Annotated in this window: 16 protein-coding genes; 2 read left to right on the plus strand and 14 right to left on the minus strand. The window is 61.7% G+C overall.

The window, feature by feature from the left end:
* Nucleotides 1-8 precede the first annotated feature (8 nt).
* The 11 genes from AMK02_RS17335 to AMK02_RS17390 all read right to left on the minus strand — a co-directional run bounded on the left by AMK02_RS17335 (nucleotide 9) and on the right by AMK02_RS17390 (nucleotide 13,986).
* Nucleotides 9-1,643, minus strand: coding sequence for a hypothetical protein (locus AMK02_RS17335; protein ID WP_064804710.1), 1,635 nt, complete (start codon nucleotides 1,641-1,643; stop codon nucleotides 9-11).
* Nucleotides 1,640-2,389, minus strand: a complete 750-nt coding sequence (locus tag AMK02_RS17340; protein WP_064804712.1) for an SDR family oxidoreductase — start codon at nucleotides 2,387-2,389, stop codon at nucleotides 1,640-1,642. Before AMK02_RS17340 ends, AMK02_RS17335 begins: the two co-directional genes overlap by 4 nt.
* Complete coding sequence (locus tag AMK02_RS17345; protein ID WP_064804713.1) at nucleotides 2,386-3,708, minus strand: FAD-binding protein; 1,323 nt, start codon at nucleotides 3,706-3,708, stop codon at nucleotides 2,386-2,388. The genes AMK02_RS17340 and AMK02_RS17345 overlap by 4 nt, the downstream gene beginning before the upstream one ends.
* A 7-nt stretch (nucleotides 3,709-3,715) precedes the next feature.
* On the minus strand, nucleotides 3,716-4,147 hold the full coding sequence (locus tag AMK02_RS17350; protein WP_064804715.1) for a GtrA family protein: 432 nt from the start codon (nucleotides 4,145-4,147) through the stop codon (nucleotides 3,716-3,718).
* Nucleotides 4,148-4,156: 9 nt separating this feature from the next.
* Nucleotides 4,157-5,602, minus strand: coding sequence for a UbiA family prenyltransferase (locus AMK02_RS17355; RefSeq protein ID WP_442966372.1), 1,446 nt, complete (start codon nucleotides 5,600-5,602; stop codon nucleotides 4,157-4,159).
* 582 nt (nucleotides 5,603-6,184) lie between these two features.
* Complete coding sequence (locus tag AMK02_RS17365; RefSeq protein WP_064804720.1) at nucleotides 6,185-7,354, minus strand: M20 aminoacylase family protein; 1,170 nt, start codon at nucleotides 7,352-7,354, stop codon at nucleotides 6,185-6,187.
* A gap of 92 nt (nucleotides 7,355-7,446) precedes the next feature.
* Nucleotides 7,447-8,952: a tripartite tricarboxylate transporter permease gene (locus AMK02_RS17370; RefSeq protein WP_064804722.1), complete on the minus strand. Its 1,506-nt coding sequence runs from the start codon at nucleotides 8,950-8,952 to the stop codon at nucleotides 7,447-7,449.
* Nucleotides 8,953-8,961: 9 nt separating this feature from the next.
* Complete coding sequence (locus tag AMK02_RS17375) at nucleotides 8,962-9,423, minus strand: tripartite tricarboxylate transporter TctB family protein (RefSeq protein ID WP_064804723.1); 462 nt, start codon at nucleotides 9,421-9,423, stop codon at nucleotides 8,962-8,964.
* A 208-nt stretch (nucleotides 9,424-9,631) separates the two neighbouring features.
* Nucleotides 9,632-10,615, minus strand: a complete 984-nt coding sequence (locus tag AMK02_RS17380) for a tripartite tricarboxylate transporter substrate-binding protein (protein ID WP_064804724.1) — start codon at nucleotides 10,613-10,615, stop codon at nucleotides 9,632-9,634.
* Nucleotides 10,616-10,861: 246 nt separating this feature from the next.
* The gene (locus AMK02_RS17385) at nucleotides 10,862-12,196 is read right to left on the minus strand and encodes a sigma-54-dependent transcriptional regulator (protein ID WP_064804725.1); all 1,335 of its coding nucleotides are present in this window, start codon (nucleotides 12,194-12,196) and stop codon (nucleotides 10,862-10,864) included.
* Nucleotides 12,193-13,986 (minus strand): sensor histidine kinase, encoded by a 1,794-nt coding sequence (locus tag AMK02_RS17390; RefSeq protein WP_252997335.1) that lies wholly within the window; start codon nucleotides 13,984-13,986, stop codon nucleotides 12,193-12,195. Before AMK02_RS17390 ends, AMK02_RS17385 begins: the two co-directional genes overlap by 4 nt.
* Nucleotides 13,987-14,175: 189 nt before the next feature.
* On the opposite strand from AMK02_RS17390, the gene AMK02_RS17395 reads away from it, so the two are divergent.
* Nucleotides 14,176-14,838, plus strand: coding sequence for a sulfite oxidase-like oxidoreductase (locus AMK02_RS17395; RefSeq protein ID WP_064804727.1), 663 nt, complete (start codon nucleotides 14,176-14,178; stop codon nucleotides 14,836-14,838).
* Here AMK02_RS17395 and AMK02_RS17400 read toward each other — a convergent pair.
* The 3 genes from AMK02_RS17400 to AMK02_RS17410 form a co-directional block, all read right to left on the minus strand.
* Nucleotides 14,823-15,392 (minus strand): hypothetical protein, encoded by a 570-nt coding sequence (locus AMK02_RS17400; RefSeq protein ID WP_237358317.1) that lies wholly within the window; start codon nucleotides 15,390-15,392, stop codon nucleotides 14,823-14,825. The genes AMK02_RS17395 and AMK02_RS17400 overlap by 16 nt on opposite strands.
* Before the next feature lie 53 nt (nucleotides 15,393-15,445).
* Nucleotides 15,446-16,180 (minus strand): CbtA family protein, encoded by a 735-nt coding sequence (locus tag AMK02_RS17405; RefSeq protein ID WP_064804736.1) that lies wholly within the window; start codon nucleotides 16,178-16,180, stop codon nucleotides 15,446-15,448.
* A gap of 113 nt (nucleotides 16,181-16,293) precedes the next feature.
* The gene (locus tag AMK02_RS17410; RefSeq protein ID WP_011426664.1) at nucleotides 16,294-16,503 is read right to left on the minus strand and encodes a CbtB domain-containing protein; all 210 of its coding nucleotides are present in this window, start codon (nucleotides 16,501-16,503) and stop codon (nucleotides 16,294-16,296) included.
* Nucleotides 16,504-16,735: 232 nt separating this feature from the next.
* Between AMK02_RS17410 and AMK02_RS17415 the strand changes: the two genes are divergently transcribed.
* Nucleotides 16,736-17,290 carry a histidine phosphatase family protein gene (locus AMK02_RS17415; protein WP_064804737.1) on the plus strand — a complete coding sequence of 185 codons (555 nt, stop codon included), beginning with the start codon at nucleotides 16,736-16,738 and terminating at the stop codon, nucleotides 17,288-17,290.
* Nucleotides 17,291-17,533 lie beyond the last annotated feature (243 nt).

Raw genomic sequence — 17,533 nt, forward strand, 5'->3', positions numbered from 1 at the left:
CGTCTCAATCACTGCACCTCGCTTTGCGCCTTAGCCTGACGCCACTGGTAGACCGTCCACTCCGATGTCTTCTGAACGATCTCGAACCGGGCCGAAAGAAACGGGCCGTACAGCGCCTGCAGCGGCAGGCTATTGATTCCTGTTTTAGGCACCATGACGATCTTTACATCCGCAAAGAGCACTTCCGGTGGGATGTAGGCTCTCTCGTTGATATTACGGTTCCAGTGAAACCAGGCGGTGTCACCGGCAGGCGGGCGAATTCCGAGGCCGGCTGAAAATGGATTGACGAAATCAAGCACAAAAACACGCTCGGGCGGTACGGGCAACGCCTGCAGCAGCGCTCCGCCGGTGACGATGTCGTCGAGATAGCGCCTTATGAAGTCCGGTTCACCGCCGGGCGGATCAATCTCGCGAACATCGTCAAAACGCGGCAGCCCGAGAGATTGCCCGGCTTTCTCAGCCGCAAGCGCTGTATGCAGAATGAGGGCTGCGGCGTGGTGTACGATCGGCGGCAACAGGAACAAGGTCGCGAGCAGCGAAAGAGCGCCGGCAGGAAGAGCCAAGCCACCCGCCCTTCTCCCTTCATCGCCTTTCTGAAACCAGGCGGCTTTCTGCGCCAGAACGACTGCGCCACAGTAGAGCGTGATGATGCCCCAGCTGTGGGCGTTCTGATTGATGATCGCCAGGCCGGCGCCTATGCAGAACCCGGAGAAGAGAAGATCTCGGAAGCTGCGGGTTTGCCAGATGGCGATCAAGGCGAAGGTCGCGAACACGACGAGGTCGGAAAGGTTCTCACGCAGGTTCTTCAGGATGCTGGCGACATCATGGCCGCCGCTGACACGCGCCGCCGCCCGCAGATCCTCTATATGCTGAGCGGTTCCGCGCCAGAAGAACTCGATGGCGATCATGACCAGTCCCGTCAGCAGCAGGGCGGTCACGGCCCAGCGGCGCTGCTGCCGATCCAAGAGCATGACGACGAGAAAGGCGGTTCCGGCGAGCCCGTAGGTCGCCTTGGTATAGAACGAGACGAGCAGAAGAAAGACGGCGGCAAGGGCATCGGCGGCATCGCTTCGCCCGCGCGCGGGCTGCGGCGTCAGATACATCACCAGCAGCAGGCCGAGCGCGACCCAACCGATGCGGTTATAAAACATCGCGAAGGAAGGATACCAGATGGAACTGCCGAGATTGATCGGCGCCGCGAGGATGAGAATGAGGAATATGCCGAGCGCGGCCGCCAATGACGGGCTGAGGCGGGACACGAGGATGCGGATCATCGCCGGGATGAAGGCGACGACAACGATAGCCATTCCGACCGGTATGGCAGCGCCGAAATTCCCCGTCAGTTGGTATCCAGCCGCCGGGAGATAAAAGACGAGTGGCCCGAGCGCCGTGTGGAAATCGCGGTTCGGCACCTGACCGAACGTGATGCGGTGCGCACCGTCGATAAAGACCAGCACATCATTGATAAAGGCGGCGTTGATGGTCCTCTCAGGCAGGGCAAGCATGGCAGCGCAGGCCAAGGCTGCGAGGACGATCGCACCTTCCGCCGACAGCAACCGCCGTAGCCTGGCCGCCGGTCGCTTGCTGGCACCGGCTCCCGTTCCGATGGTCGCATAGGCGGCGTGATTGCCCGGTTCCGTCATAGCCGCAACCTCTTGAAGATCGGCTCCGGGATTGACCGGATCACCGTCATCAGCGGTCGCCATATTCGTCTGACGTAGACGACGTCCCCGCCTCTGCTTCCCTCGGCGACAGTAAAGATCTTTTGCGCGACCTCCCGAGGTTCGGCGGTGAGAAGCGGCAGGAGTTTCATCCCATGCGTCATGCGTGTCCGAACGAAACCCGGCTTCACGGTGAGCACGCGCACCCCGGACCCCGACAGCCTATTCCTCAGGCCGGACAAGAATGCAGTCAGCCCGGCTTTGGCGGCGCCATAGACATAGTTGGACGCGCGTCCACGATCGCCGGCGACGGAGCTTATGCCGACGATGGTACCTGATCCTCTCGCCGCAAAACGTTCCGCCAGCAGACCGAGAAGCAAAGCTGGTCCTTCGAAGTTTGTCCGCATGATCATAGCGGCGTGGTCGAGTTCCCGTTCGGCGCGAGACTGCTCGCCCAGTTCGCCAACGACACAGACCACCGTGTCAGGCAGAGGCGAAACGACGCCCACGAAATCTTCGAAGCGGCTTGTAGCGAGGATATCGAGTTCGTGAACCAGGACCTTAGCGCCGGTCCGCGCGCTGATGTCGTCGGCTTCGCGTTGTACGGCGGAGCGCTTTCGTCCGGTGAGAAGCACGTTCCATCCTGCCTCGGCATAGATCAGCGCCGTAGCGCGACCGATATCCGACGTCCCGCCTATCAGGAGCAGTGTCTTGCCGATCCCCGTCATATGCCGAGCCTCTTTGCCAAGCGGGAACTAAAGTGACGATCGGCGCCCGTTACTTTGCGTAGCTCTTTGAAGGCAGCCAACCGAGGGTAACCGGCTTCGAATGTGTGACGTGACTGTCGTGCATCCTTGGCGAGATAGAGCCGACCCCCTGCCTTGACAACCAGCTCGTCGATTTCGTCGAGCAGCCGGAACACCTCCTGCGTGACGGGAAGGTCGAGTGCGAGCGTGTAGCCCGGCGCAGGAAAGGACAGCAGCCCGCTTCCGCCCCCCAGCTTCTTCAGAACGGCAAGAAAGGAGCCTTTTCCCGAGCGCGCAAAGCGCTCGAGAATGCCGCTCAGGACTGGAAGCGCGTCCTCGGCTGGAACCACACACTGATGCTGCAGGAAGCCCCGCCTGCCATAAAGCCGGTTCCATTCAAGGATACCGTCCAGTGGAAAGAAGTATTTATCCCAGTGGACCAGCGACGTCTTGGCCGCCTTTCGCGCTCCCGCCCTGAAATAAAGCTCGTTGAAGGCTGCAACGCCTGTTTTGCTGAGCACCCATTGCGGCAGATCGAATGGCAGTGAAAATCTCCCCGCGTTTTTCTCTGCAAAAAGATCGGCATCCGGCATGCCGCCGACCTGGTCCAGCGTCGCGTGTTCGCCGGCGAAAATCAGCGAGCGTCCAAGGGAAGCGCCTTGCGAAAGGCAATCGATCCAGGCGACCGAATAAGTGACATCCTCGGTCTGCTGCAGCGCCTTCAACGCCTCGCCAAGGTTTTCCGTGACGATCGTCTTTTGCGCGATCCAGCCGGATTCGATCGGTTTCAAGCGGAAGGTCGCTTCCGCGATGATCCCGGTCATGCCCATGCCACCGACCGTCGCGAAGAAAAGCTCGGGATTGCGCCTGCGGCTACAGGTGAGGATCTCTCCGCCGGCGACTGCCAGCTTGAGCTCGCTGACATGATCGCCGAACCCGCCGTCGCGATGATGGTTCTTGCCGTGCACGTCAGAGGCGATCATCCCGCCGACCGTGACGAATTTGGTGCCCGGTACCACAGGCGGAAAATAGCCTCTCGGGACAAACGAGCGCAGAATGTCCGAGAGCATTACGCCCCCTTCCACGGTCAGCGTCGCGTTGGTGGGATCGAAGCTCCGCATCCGGCTCAAACCACGGCACATCAAGGTGGAGTGTTCGCCGATCGCCGCGTCACCATATGAGCGCCCATTTCCGCGCCCGATCAATCCCACGCGATCGGCCACGATGCCTGCAAGCGCTTGCGGCAGCTGGCAGTCGATTGCCTGGCTCTCATGGCGCGGATACCGTCCCCAGCCCTCCATGAGTTTGTTACGCCTCCTCTGGTTTGAAGACGAATTTCCGGTCCATTGCGTATTTGGAGACGTAGCCGATCGCCAATCCGAGCGCTCCGCCGGTGTATTTTGCGAGCTCCGTCTTCCAGACCGTCCAAAAAGCAATTTCGAACCCCCAGAATATGAGCGTCGTCAGGACACTGAACAGGCCGTAAAGCGCCACCTTGAGCATCTCGTCGCCGTATGACGTGTAGCCGTCGAAGAAGATCCATCGTTTGTCGAGGACGTATTTCAAGCCGAAACCGGCAGCGGTCCCTGCGAGCATCGATGGCACGAGGCTCGGCGACGGCGCCAGCTGCATGACAGTAGCCTGGACCGCGAAGTTGGCGGCGGTGGAGAGCACGGCGAAGGCGAGGTAGCGGGTTGCGAGGCCCGCGGAAGTGCTTCGCTCTGAGGACTGACGACCCATTCGGCCACCTCACATTGCGGCAATGACAAGTGCGCCGGCGACGCCGAGCGTGACGAGGCTGACCTTGTCCTTGATCGCGAAGACGACTGGATCGTCATGCATCTGCCCCCGGTGGGCGAGCATAAGGATGCGGGCAATCCAGCAGGCAAGGATTGGTCCGGCCAACCATAGCATCGCTGGCCGGGTGTAGATGTCTTGGGCACTGTCGCTTGCGGCATAGAGGGCAAATAACGTCAGCGCGTTCATTCCCGCTCCAGCCGCCAGGGCGCCCACCATACCAATATCCGCCTTCCTGTAGTCGCGGCTCTTGGAATCCGGCAGGTGCGCGGCGCGGCGTGAAATGAGCTCGGTGTATCGCTTCACCAAAGCGAGCGAGAGGAACCAGCTCATCATGAAGGCAAGCAGCCAGGGCGATGGCCACACCGAGACGGCGGCAGCGCCGCCGATCACCCGCGTGGTGTAAAGAGAGGCGAGAGCCACCACGTCCAGGATCATCTTCCGCTTGAGGAAGAATGAGTAGGCCGTGGTCAAGGCGAAATATCCCGCGAGTACGAGCACGAAGACGGGGGACACTACGGCGGCCACCGTAAACGACAGAAAAAGCAGGATCGGGATCGCCAGCAGAGCGTGCGACAGCGGGATCTCGCCACAGGCAAGGGGTCTGCGGCATTTGGTTTTATGGCGGCGGTCGTCCTGCAGATCGACCAGGTCGTTCAGGAGATAAACGCCCGAGGCACAAAGCGAAAAAGCCACCAAAGCCAGGCCGGCATTCGCAAGGCTATGGAGGTCAAAGAGTTGATTTGTCAGTAACGGGATAAAGACCAACCCATTCTTGACGTATTGATGCACTCGCAACGAGCGCGTCCAAATCCGCCATGTCGGTCTGTCGTGGCTAAGATGCTCGACGTTGTCGCATTGGCGCGAAAGCTCTCGCGCAACTGCCGCCGATGTCCTTATCGCATAGGATTTTGCGGCGTGGCGCCAGACTGGCAAGTCGGCCGGGTCATTGCCGATATAGTCGAAACCACCCTCTCCGAAGGCGGCGACGAGCTCTGCCGCCTTCACCTCGGCGACACAGTTCATCGTCTCGTTCGTTGCAAACCAGCCGGTGAAGAGGCCGAGGTGGTCGGCAACCGCGCAAACCAGGCGTTCGTGGGTTGCAGAAGCGAGATAAACCGAACGCCCCTCCTCCCGTGCGGCCTTGATGACGTTCAGCACTTCCGCGTCATAAGGAAGGATAGCCGGATCGAAATCCGCTGGTTGAGAAAGGCGGTGCTTCAGACACGCTTTTCCGGCGGACAGCGACCTGATGAAATCGACGATCGAATGGGGCCGGCGGCTAAGCTCAGAGAAGACCGTCTCGATCAGCAGGTCCGATCGCACCAGGGTGCCGTCAAGATCAACCACCAACGGGCGGGGCGGCAGCGGTTTTTGGAGGTCCGGTGGACTGTCCACCGGCAATGCCGCGGGCTCAGCTCCAGACCACTCGTCCTCGTCGGCTCTCGGCAAAAAATCTCTTCGCAGCTGGAATTCGTGATGCAGCTCGTTCAAAGGATTTCCCTTATGCTTTGAAACCGTGAAAGCCCGCCGAACCACGGCTAAGCGATTTGGTTCCATCACCCAAATGGGTGAGCTGCACCGCAGGTTGAGTTTATCGGCGCAGATTAGGAATCTCTCCCGGAAAAATTGCGTCCTCGACAACTGAATCATCGACTGTCGTGTTCGCGTCCGGCCAATTTTCGAGCTTTGTACAAAACTGAATGACGCGCCGAAGGCGGAGCAAACCGACGATACGCCGGTTCGAGGACCGTAAAAATTGGTGTGGAATGCGTATCGTGATGAATCTGGCTCTGCTTTTCGGGGCGTTGACATTGACATGTTAGATGCTGGGAGGAGCTGCCTCGCGCCGGTTTCGGTGGCTTTCTTCGCAGCCGCGCTGGGCATGGTCGTTTTTCGAGCGGTTCAACTCGCGGCTGTCTATAAATCGGTTGAGGGACCGATCCTGGTGATGCTCGAAAACGGAGCGATGGACACCGCTTAAACCTTCAACTCCCCCTCCACCAACGCTACCCAGTAAGCCGCCCCGTATCCAAGCGCCTCATCGTTGAAATCATAAGCCGTGTTGTGATGCAGCGCCCCATCAACCGCCGGCCCGTTGCCCAGCCAGACATAACAACCCGGCGCATTCTCAGCCAAGAAGGCAAAGTCATCTCCGGCCGTCGATGGCGGAAAACTCCTCCGTACTTTTTCACCAAAGACGGTGCCGGCGGCGGCAAGCGCCCGTGATGCCGCATCCGCATCATTGACGACAGGCGGTATCCGCCGCTCAAAACGATAGTCGGCTGATACGCCGTACATCGAAGCCGTCCCACTCGCCAACCGACCGATTTCGGTTTCCAGCTGGTCGCGCACCCCAGGCGAATAGGCCCGTGCCGTGCCGCCGATCTCGACGATATCGGGAATGACGTTCAACGCCTTGGCATTGCCCGCCTGCAGGAAGCAGGCGCTGACGACCGCCGGTTGCAGCGGGTCGACAACGCGGCCAACGATCGTTTGCAGCGATGACAGGAAAGTACCGGCTGCCGTGATCGGATCACGGCCGAGGTGCGGCTTGGCGCCGTGCGTGCCGATGCCGCGAAAGGTGATGCGCCAGCTGTCGGAGGAGGCGAGCTGTGGCCCCTCGACCACGGCAATCTCGTCGACAGCAAGCCCCGGCATATTGTGCAGGCCATAAACGGCATCGCAGGGGAAAAGCCGGAAGAGCCCTTCCTCGACCATGCGCTTCGCGCCGCCGCGGCCCTCTTCGGCCGGCTGGAAGATGAAATGCACGGTGCCGGAAAAATTCCGCGTCGCCGCCAGGTGCCGCGCGGCGGCGATCAACATTGCCGTGTGGCCATCATGGCCGCAGGCATGCATCTTTCCCGGCACTGTCGATTTATAGGGCCGCTCCGCCATCTCAGGCATCGCGAGCGCATCCATATCAGCCCTCAGCCCGATCCTGCGCGTGCCATTGCCGACCTGCAGCGTGCCGACCACGCCGGTGCCGGCAAGCCCGCGATGCACGGCGATGCCGGCCTCCTCGAGAAGCTTTGCGGCGATACCGGCGGTGCGCTCCTCCTCGAAACCGAGTTCCGGATGGGCGTGCAGATCGCGGCGCAGGGCGGTGAGGAACAGCAGATCGTCCTTGATCCGGGCAGGAATGCTCATGGGCCTGGATATCCCTCCATGTGAAACGGGCGCCCGAACGGCGCCCGCGTCAGATCATTCGTTGTTCATCAAACAACTCGCGAGTTCAACCCTCAAGCTTCTTCGACGAACACCTCCTCGCGCTTCTTCCTGACGCTCGGCAGGAAGACGACGATCAGTACGGCGACCGCGATTGCCAGAAGCGTGGCGCTGATCGGCCGCGTGATGAAGGTGCTGGGGTCACCGCGCGACAGGATCATGGCACGTCTGAGATTCTCTTCCAGCAACGGCCCGAGCACGAAGCCGAGCAGCAGCGGCGCCGGCTCGCAGCGGAGCTTGGCCAGCACGTACCCGATGAGACCGAAGAAGGCGACGGCGTAGAGGTCGTAGACGTTGGAATTGACGCTGTAGACCCCGATCGAGCAGAAGGCCATGATGATGGGGAAGAGCACATAATAAGGCACCGTCAAAAGCTTCACCCAGAGTCCGATCAGCGGCAGGTTGAGGATGACGAGCATCAGATTGCCGATCCACATCGAGGCGATGATGCCCCAGAACAGCGCCGGCTGCTCGGTGGCGACGTTCGGGCCCGGCACGATGCCCTGGATGATCATCGCGCCGATCATCAGCGCCATCACCGGATTGGCCGGAATACCGAGCGTCAGCAGCGGAATGAACGAGGTCTGCGCTCCGGCATTATTGGCCGATTCCGGCCCTGCGACGCCGGCGACCGCGCCTTGGCCGAATTCCTTCGGCGTCTTCGACAAGCGCTTTTCCACCGTATAGGAGGCGAAGGAAGCGAGGATCGCCCCGCCACCGGGCAGGATGCCAAGCGCCGAACCGATCGCGGTGCCGCGGATGATGGGCGCGATCATCTCCTTGAATTCCTGGCGCGAAGGCAAGAGACCCGATACCTTGGCCATCAGCACCGTGCGTGTCGACTCTCCCTCGAGATTGCGCAGGATTTCAGCGACGCCGAAGACGCCGACGGCGAGCGCCACGAAATTCAGCCCGTCGGCATATTCGCGGATGCCGAGCGTGAAACGCGGCGTGCCGGTATAGATATCGGTGCCGACGAGGCCGAGCAGCAGCCCGAGCGCCACCATCGCCAGCGCCTTGACGACTGAGCCGTGCGCCAGCGCGATCGAGGAAACGAGGCCGACGATCATTAGCGAGAAATATTCAGCCGATCCGAATTGCAGCGCGATGTCGGTCAGCGGCGGCGCGAAGACCGCAACGAGAAAGGTCGAGACCGTACCGGCGAAGAAGGAGCCGAGGGCCGCGATCGCCAGCGCCGCCCCTGCCCTGCCCTTGCGCGCCATCTGATAGCCGTCGATCGCGGTGACGGCAGAGGAGGATTCGCCCGGCATGTTGATGAGGATCGCCGTTGTCGAGCCGCCATATTGCGCACCGTAATAGATGCCGGCGAGCATGATGAGTGAGGAGACCGGCTCGAGCTGGAAGGTGATCGGCAAGAGCATGGCGATCGTCGCCGTGGCGCCGATGCCGGGCAGCACGCCGATCAGCGTGCCGAGCAGCACGCCGATCAGGCAGAAGAGAAGATTGTCGAACGTTGCCGCCGTGGCAAAGCCGAGCGCCAGATTGCTGAAAAGATCCATCGTAGCCTCCTAGAACCGGACCCAGGGGCCGAAGCGTTCGAACGGCAGTCCGAGCCCATAGCTGAAGACGGCGACCGAAAAGATCGTCAGCAGCAGCGACAGGACGACCGCGAACACCAGGTTCATCTTGCGCGACGCAAAGCAGGCGATGAAGGCTGTGAAGAACAGCGCCGGCGCAAATCCAAGCCCGCGCACCGTCAATCCGAAGAAGACGGGAGCCGGCAGAATGAAGAGCATGCCGCGCCAGGCGAAGGGATCGACCGGCTCCCCCTCCACACGCAGCGCCTGAATGAAGATGATCGCGCCGAGAAGTATCAGCGCGCACGCAAGGATGAACGGGAAATAGCCGGGACCCATGCGCAATGCCGTACCCAGGTCGAGCCCGACCGACTGATAGGCAAAGAAAGCGCCCGTCGCGACGAACAGCGCGCCGCAGATCGCATTGGTACTATCGAAACTGATGGATTTCATGGTGTCTCCTGGAGTTGGAGATGGTTCACGAGAGGCCGTTACTGCAGCGATTGCCCCTCGTCCGCCTGCCGGCACCTTCTCCCCGCTTGCGGGGAGAAGGGAACATGCCGCAAGCCTTCGTCTTTTCCGCAATTGCTCAGGGCAGGTCCCCTCTCCCCGTTTACGGGGAGAGGGTTAGGGTGAGGGGCTATTCCTGGCACATCCCTCACTAGTCCGCATATTCCCCGGCAGCCTCGATCACCGGCTTCCAGCGGGCAATCTCGCTTTCGAGCTTGGCTTTCAAAGCAGCAGGAGTCGCATCTGCATCGGAAGACGGCGCTGTGCCGAGTTCGGCGAAGCGGGCGCCGACATTCGGATCCTTCAGCGCCAGCTGCAGCGACTTCGACAGGCGTTCGTTGATCGCGGCCGGCGTACCCTTCGGCGTGTAGATGCCGTGCCAGATGCCGACTTCGAAGCCCGGCAGGCCGGCTTCGACAGCCGTCGGTACATCCTTCAGCACGTCGAGGCGCTTCGGTGAGGTCACCGCATAGGCCTTGATCGTGCCGCCCTTAATCTGCTTCGTGGTGTTGGTGGTCTGGTCGCACATGATATCAACCTGGCCGCCGAGCAGATCCGTCATCGCCGGGCCAGTTCCTTTATAGGGAACGGTCGTGAGCGGCGTCTGGATGGCGCTCATGAACATCATGCCGCAGAGATGCGAAGCCGCACCGATGCCGGCATTGGCGACGGTCACCTTGTCCTTGTTGGCCTTGACATAATCGATCAGTCCCTTGAGATCGGTCGGCTCGAAATCCTTGCGCGCGACGATCGTCATCGGCACCTCGGTGACGAGGCCGACATATTCGAAGGCGCCGAGCGTGTCATAGGCGAGCTTGCGATAGAGCGTGGCGCTGGTCGCCATGCCGATATGGTGCAAAAGAATGGTGTAGCCATCGGGGTCAGCGTTCGCCACCCGGCCGGCGCCAAGCGTGCCGCCGGCGCCGCCGACATTTTCGACGACGATCTGCTGACCGAGATCCTTCGACATGGATTCAGCCACCAGGCGTGCGACGGTATCGGTCGGGCCGCCCGCCGCAAAGGGGACGACCATGGTGATGGTGCGCTCGGGATAGGTCTGCGCCGAAGCGACACCGGCGAGAAGAGAAACCGCGGCAGCCGCGGTCAGGCCGAGCACGGCCCTCAGGATTTTCATCGTTTCCTCCCTGATGAAACAGCAAGCCCGCCGACACATCCTCCGCGCCGGCGATCACCTATTTGCCGCCGGGAGAAATCGAGCCGCAATCATTACCGTCGCTTCCGCAAGACGATTCTCCGGCAGTGCAATGCAGCATGGGTCGATTTGGAAACAAACGGCATAGGCGATGGGTGGATTTCCACCCAACACGCGACGGTCCAGTGCTACAGCACCATTGCCGGAGAATGCACCAGGGACCCAAAGTCAGCTTTCGGTAGTCAGCATCCGCTTGTCGAGGCCGTATTTTTGCATCTTTTCGTAAAGGGTCTTGCGGGAGATGCCGAGGGATTCGTAAACCGGCCTGAGGCTGCCGCCATGCGCCACCAGCGCGCTGGCGATAATCCCTCGCTCGAATTCGGCGACCCGCTCCGCAAGCCCAGTTGCCTCTTCGGCCTGCCGTCCGCCGTTATCGAGCCCAAGGACCAGACGGTCGGCGGCATTCCTCAACTCGCGCACATTGCCGGGCCAGTCGCGTTGGGCGATGTCGGAGATCACCTCCGGCGGCACGGCCACCTCGTCGCGGCCGTAGCGGGCGGCCGCTTCCCGCACCAGCTGCAGGAAGAGCAGCGGAACGTCCGCCCGCCGCTGCGATAGCGACGGCACATGCAGCGTTGCGACGTTCAGTCGGTAGAGTAGATCGGCGCGGAAGCGGCCAGCGGCCACCTCAGCCTCCAGATCGACCTTGCTCGTCGCGATGAAGCGCACGTCGAGCGGCACGACCTCGTTCGATCCGAGCCTGGAGATCACCCGCTCCTGCAGCACCCGCAGGAACTTCGCCTGTAGGTCGAAGGGCATGGAGCCGATCTCGTCGAGCAGGATGGTGCCGCCGCGGCCATGTTCGAACTTGCCGTAACGCGGCCTGACGGCGCCGGGAAAGGCGCCGGCCTCATGGCCGAAGAGCTCGCTCTCGATCAGATTTGCCGGCAGGGCGGCACAATTGATCGCAATGAATGGCCGGCTCGCCCGGGCGCTGATATCGTGAAGTGCACGGGCCACGACCTCCTTGCCCGCCCCGGTCTCGCCGACGATGAGGGTATCGGCATCGCTGGCGCCGATCGCGCGGATGCGGTAGCGCAGATCCACCATCACCTGGGTGCGCCCCGGCAGCCGCGCCTCGATATCGTCGCGTTTGCCGGCGACCGCCTTCAGCAGCCGGTTTTCGAGCACGAGACCGCGCCGCTCCATCGCCCGGCGGATAACGCCGGCGAGCATTTCAGGCGTGAACGGCTTCTCGATGAAATCATAGGCGCCCTCACGCATTGCCTTGACCGCAAGCTGGACGTCGCCGTGGCCGGTGACGAGGATAACGGGCACCTCCTGATCGATCTCACGAATCTTCTGCATCAAGGTCATGCCGTCCATGCCGGGCATGCGGATATCGCTGACGACGACGCCGGGAAAGCTGTAGCCGATCAGTTCCAGCACATGGTCGCCGCTCGAAAAGGTCTCGACGCTGAAGCCGGAAAGCTCCAGCGCCTGCGCCGTCGAGCGGCGCAGTTCCTCCTCGTCGTCGACAAGCAGGATCTTGGCCTCGTTCATTCCGCCGCCTCCGGCATCGACCCTGCCGCCGATTGCAGCTCGATGCGGAACACCGCGCCCCCTTCGGGATGATTGGCGGCGGTCAGGCTGCCGCCGAAATCCTTGACGATGTTGTAGGAGATCGACAGTCCGAGGCCGAGCCCCTTGCCCACACCCTTGGTTGTGAAAAAGGGGTCGAAGATGCGCTCGGCGATTGCCGCTGGCACGCCAGGCCCATGGTCACGCACCGTCAGCACCACCTTGCCGGCCTCCTCGGAGGCCGAAACCTCGATGCGCCTGTCACTCAGACCTTCCACCGCATCGGCGGCATTGGAGATCACATTCACCAGCACCTGCTGCAGCCGCACAGATCCGGCGCGCACCACCGGCGGCCGGGTTCCGAGATCGAGCCGGAGCTCGGCGTCCGCCGCCTTCAGCCGCCAAGCGATAATCTCGAGCGTATCGCGCATCGCCTCGTCGAGTGAAACCGGCCCGAGCTTCTCGTTCGGCTTGCGGGCAAAGTTGCGCAGGTGCCGGCTGATCGAGGCCATGCGGTCGATGAGCCCGCCGATCCGCCTTATATTGTCGCGCGCCTCCTCCATCCGACCGCGGTCGATCAACACCGAAGCGCTATCCGTATAGGTCTTGGCAGCGGCAAGCGGCTGGTTGAATTCATGCGAAAGCGCAGCCGACATCTGCCCGAGACCAGCGAGTTTGCCCGCCTGGATGAGGTCGGCCTGCGTCTGGCGAAGCTGCTGCTCAGTCATCCGCCGCTCGGCGATCTCCTCCTCGATGCGGCTGTTGACTCGGGCAAGATCGGCCGTGCGCTGCTCCACCCGCCGCTCCAGTTCGCCCCGCGCTTCGGCCTGCATCAACATGCGCTCGGCAAGCCGCGCCCGCCGCTGGCGAATGACCGCTACAGCGAGACCGGCGATGCAAAGGATGAGAAAGATGGCGACAAGCGCGGTGCGCGCCTGGGCGCGGATCGAACTCGTTTCCATCAGCACATTCACCGTCCAGTCCTCGGCCGGCATGTAATGCGACAGCACCAGATATTCGCTTGCGCCCCGATCGCTCGCAAGCGTCATCAGATCATGCGGCTCCAAGCGATGGCGCGTCACCGGCAGAGCGGTCAGCTTCGCATTGGCGTAGCGCCGCGACGCCTCGGTCCGGGCAATACGATCGGCCGTCAGCGGCAGGATCGCGCCATAGAGCCATTCCGGGCTGCCGGACATGAAGATGATGCCCTCGGGATCGGAGACGAAGATCTTGTATTCGCCGCCGCTCCAGGAAGATTCGATCATGTCGATATCGACCTTGAAGACAATGACACCGCGAATATCCGCACTGACCCTGATCGGAGCAGAGAAATAGTAGCCGCGCTTTAGCGACGTGGTGCCGAGAGCATAAAACCGCGCCTGCCGGCCTTCGATGGCTTCCTGGAAATAGGGCCGGTAGTTGAAATTCTGGCCGACGAAGCTCCCCGGGCCATCGTAATTGCTCGCCGCGATCGTCTCCCCGTCCGGCTTCACCACATAGATGTCGGAGGATTTCAAAAGCCCGTTGATTTCCTTGAGATAGAGATTGGCCGCATCGCGAAGCGCCATGTCCTCGGGCGCGCTGACCAGTTCCTTGATATCGTCGTGATCGGCGATCAGCGCCGGCAGCGCCTCGTAGCGGTTGAGGTGGCCGCTGAGTGCCGAGACGGCTAGGCGCAGCGCCGTTCCCGCCTGGGCTGAAGCCTCCTGCATATAGGCGCGCGTCGCAATCGCACTTCCATAGGTGAAGAAGGCGAAAATGACGAGCGGCACCAGCAACAACGCCGCGATGGCACGATATCTCGAAGACAGATCCGGCTCCTCCCTTCTGCCTTCACTCCCCAGCAAGGCATGCCCGACGGCTCAGTTTAATGAGGCAAGCGAGGATTTCCAAGGGCTCGCCGAAACTTGACACTCGGCAGGGACGGATGTCCTATTGCTGCACCGCAAGGAGACCCATTCATGAGCGATGATCAGACGCCCGCCGATAGCAAGCTCACCAGCTCCAAGCGCCGCTGGGCATCCGAGGGCAAGTTCCTGACCGGCCGCATCAGCCGTCCCGAGGCCGAGCGCCTGCCGCCCGGCCAGCACCTCGTCAAGAACTGGCCGGTACTCGATCTCGGCCAGCAACCGGTCATTTCAACCGAGAGCTGGCGGCTTGAAGTACGCGGCCTGGTCGAAACGACACTCACCCTCACCTGGACCGAATTCCAGGCGATCGAGCAGAGCATCAGGAGCAGCGACATCCACTGCGTCACCACCTGGTCGCGCTACGATAACAAATGGAAGGGCGTTTCGACGCGCGATCTGCTCGACCTTGCCATGCCGAGGCCGGAAGCAGCCTTCGTCATGCTGACAAGTTACGACGGCTATACAACCAATTTGCCGCTCGCCGATTTCGCCGCCGAGGATGCGATTCTGGCGACCTCCTGGGAAGGCCTGCCGCTGACACCGGAGCATGGCGGGCCGATGCGGCTCGTCGTGCCTCATCTCTATTTCTGGAAAAGCGCCAAGTGGCTGCGCCGCATCGAGCTGATCGCCGCCGACGAGGCCGGCTTCTGGGAAAAGAACGGATACCATATGCATGGTGATCCGTGGCGCGAGCAGCGCTATTCCGACGACTGAGCCTTCGGCCGCAGGAAGCGGCGTAGTGCAAGAACGGCAAGACCGAACAGAGCGGCCAACCCCGCCAGTGAGACCATGCTGGCAGGATGAAGCGGCACCTTGCTCCAATTCGGCTTGATGATATTGGCGGTATTGAATGCCTCGCCACTGAACTGGCAGGTGATGAAGGCAAGTCCGCGGCCCGCCATCTCGGCGTCGATGGCCGAAATGATTTCGCCCGCCGCGGTTGCCTCCCGCGGCATCTCACGCATCGCCATCAGCACGGCTTTGGTCGCCGCGAGATAGGCATGGGCGCATTCGTTGAACGGGCTCTCCTCGTCCGTCACACTGCCCGGCATCCGTCCCCAGAGGCAATAGGAATACTGGATTTCCGAGTAGTTCAGGACACGCCGGAACGATTCGTTCGTATCGGCCGCCCGTGACGCCAGCATGCTGATGCTGCTGCGATACTCCGAAATGACCGCCATCTCGCCGTGGGAAATTGCCGGAATATCGAGCCCGGCATGGGAGCCGCCAGAGCTGCTCCCATGGGCCAGGGAATTTCCGATAAACATTGGCGATAGGCTCGCGATGAGACCGAGAAAAGCAAGCCTGCCGATATGCCGCATCACCGGAACGTCGGCAGCAGTCCGCTTTTGGCGGCAAGAGGCCTTTCTGCCAGCACTCCGAAAACAAGACCGAGCGTTGTCCAAAGGATCGCGTGCATGCCGAGCGTGGTGCTGCGGAACCGCCAGAGCACCATCGCCGAGAAATTCTCCGGCACCTCGTTGATCGGCGGCAGCAGATAGAGAACCGAGCCGATGAAGACGAGATAGGCGATGCCGGCAATGATCGCGCCGTTCCAGAGACCAAAACGCTCGCCAAGGCGGCGCGACAGCGCGATCGCGGCAACCAGCGAGGCGAGCGAAACGACGATCATCAGGAAGAATAGTTCGGTCCTGACGCCGATCGTATCGGGATTGCCGACCGCCGGCGGGTTGGCCGGATATTTGATGCCGGGAACCAGAACGACCGCCACGAAGGCGGCAATGGCGATGACGGCCGAGGTGCCGCGCGCCGATAGGCTGCTGAAGCGGCCGTGCACGAAGGCGAAGGCGAGCGAAAAAAGCCCGCCGACGGCGATGCTGTAGGCCATGACGCCTGTGAAAAGGCCGGGACCGGCCTGCGTGGCCCGGCTGACGATTTCAGATTCGGCAGCTTCGCCCGCAGCCTGGGCGCTCGCCTCCTCGAAGGCGATTGCCGCATCGACCAGCGGCTCGCCGAAGATATGCGCAAAAGCGAAAACGAGGATGCCAGCAATCAGGCCCGCAAGCATGCCGCGAAGCAGGAGCTTTCCAACCATGTCAGTATTCCCCCTAAGCATGTCGCGCAAAGTATGCAGCGGTTTTGCGATACCGACATGCGTAAAACAAAGACCTAAAGCGCGAGAAGCGAATCCGAAAGATCGCGATGCGCTTAGTGGCAGGGAAAGCCGAGAAGATGGCGGCCGTCATGCACGAATTCGTGCACATACATGCCGTTGAACAGCGCCATCGCGCCTTCCTCGGTGCCGACGAAATAAAGAACGATGAGCATCAGCAGACCGCCGAAGATCGCCCACGGAAGGATCTCGCCAACCGGGATCGGGGCCGGCGCCGCAACGGGCGCGAAAGTGGTGTCAGACATGTATTCCTCCGGAATGACGCGTTCAGTCGAAAGAGTGTTGTGCGGCAGGGTCTGACTTCCAGCGTGAAGAGCTTTCGACACACTGGTCACAGTGGCGCGACCGCGCCGGGTTTCCACCGGCTTCCAAACCCGCAACAGCACGGTTATATCTGCACGCCGAAGAGACTGTCAACGAAACTTCACGAAGCCCGCAAAGGCCGTCCACACCCCGTCCTCGGAGATCAGAACAACCGTGAATACGCGCCTCACCTGGATCTGCCACGGCGCGACGGCGGCGAACCGCAAGGCCCTGTTTCCGCTCGACGAACCGCTGGAAGAAAAGGCCGTGGAAGAAACAGCCAGGATCGCCGCCCTGCCCTACGCCGATCGTATTGTCACAAGCCCCGCCTTGCGCGCCCGCCAGACGGCTGAGGCGCTCCGTCTCGAAGCGCAAATTGATCCGTCGCTTCGAGATTGCGACCATGGCCGCTGGGCTGGCAGATCGATCGAGGCGATTGAGGCGGAAGAGCCGGAAAATCTCATGGCCTGGATGACCGAGCCGGGGGTTGCCCCCCACGGCGGCGAGAGTCTCCTCGACCTGCGAAAGCGCGTCGCTGGCTGGATGGATGCCCAGTCCGCCCAAAGCGGTCACGTGATCGCCATCAGCCACGCGGCCGTCATCCGGGCTGCAGTCGCGCATGTGCTTCAGGCGCCGCCCTCCTCCTTCTGGCTGAGCGACGTCGAGCCACTCGCCATCGTTCGCATGACCAGCAACGGAAGCCGCTGGTCTCTGCGCCTCCAGCATTAGAGGTTCCTTATTTTCTCCAGCCTTACACAAGCAAATCGCGTCATTCCTGTTGAACCCGGTTTTGCGGGGACTACTTCCTTGTCCCAAGGAGATGGAAGAATGACATATGATTGGAGTGGAGAGCGTACACGGCGCCTGCGGTTGATGCGCGTCGCGACGTTCACGGTTTTGGCCGGTCTCATCCTCAGCGTTCCGCTGCTGATCGTCACCGCCTGAAGCACGAAAAAAGGCGAGCGATGCGTC

The sequence above is a fragment of the Rhizobium sp. N731 genome, from assembly GCF_001664145.1.
GTDB classification, from domain to species: Bacteria; Pseudomonadota; Alphaproteobacteria; order Rhizobiales; family Rhizobiaceae; genus Rhizobium; species Rhizobium esperanzae.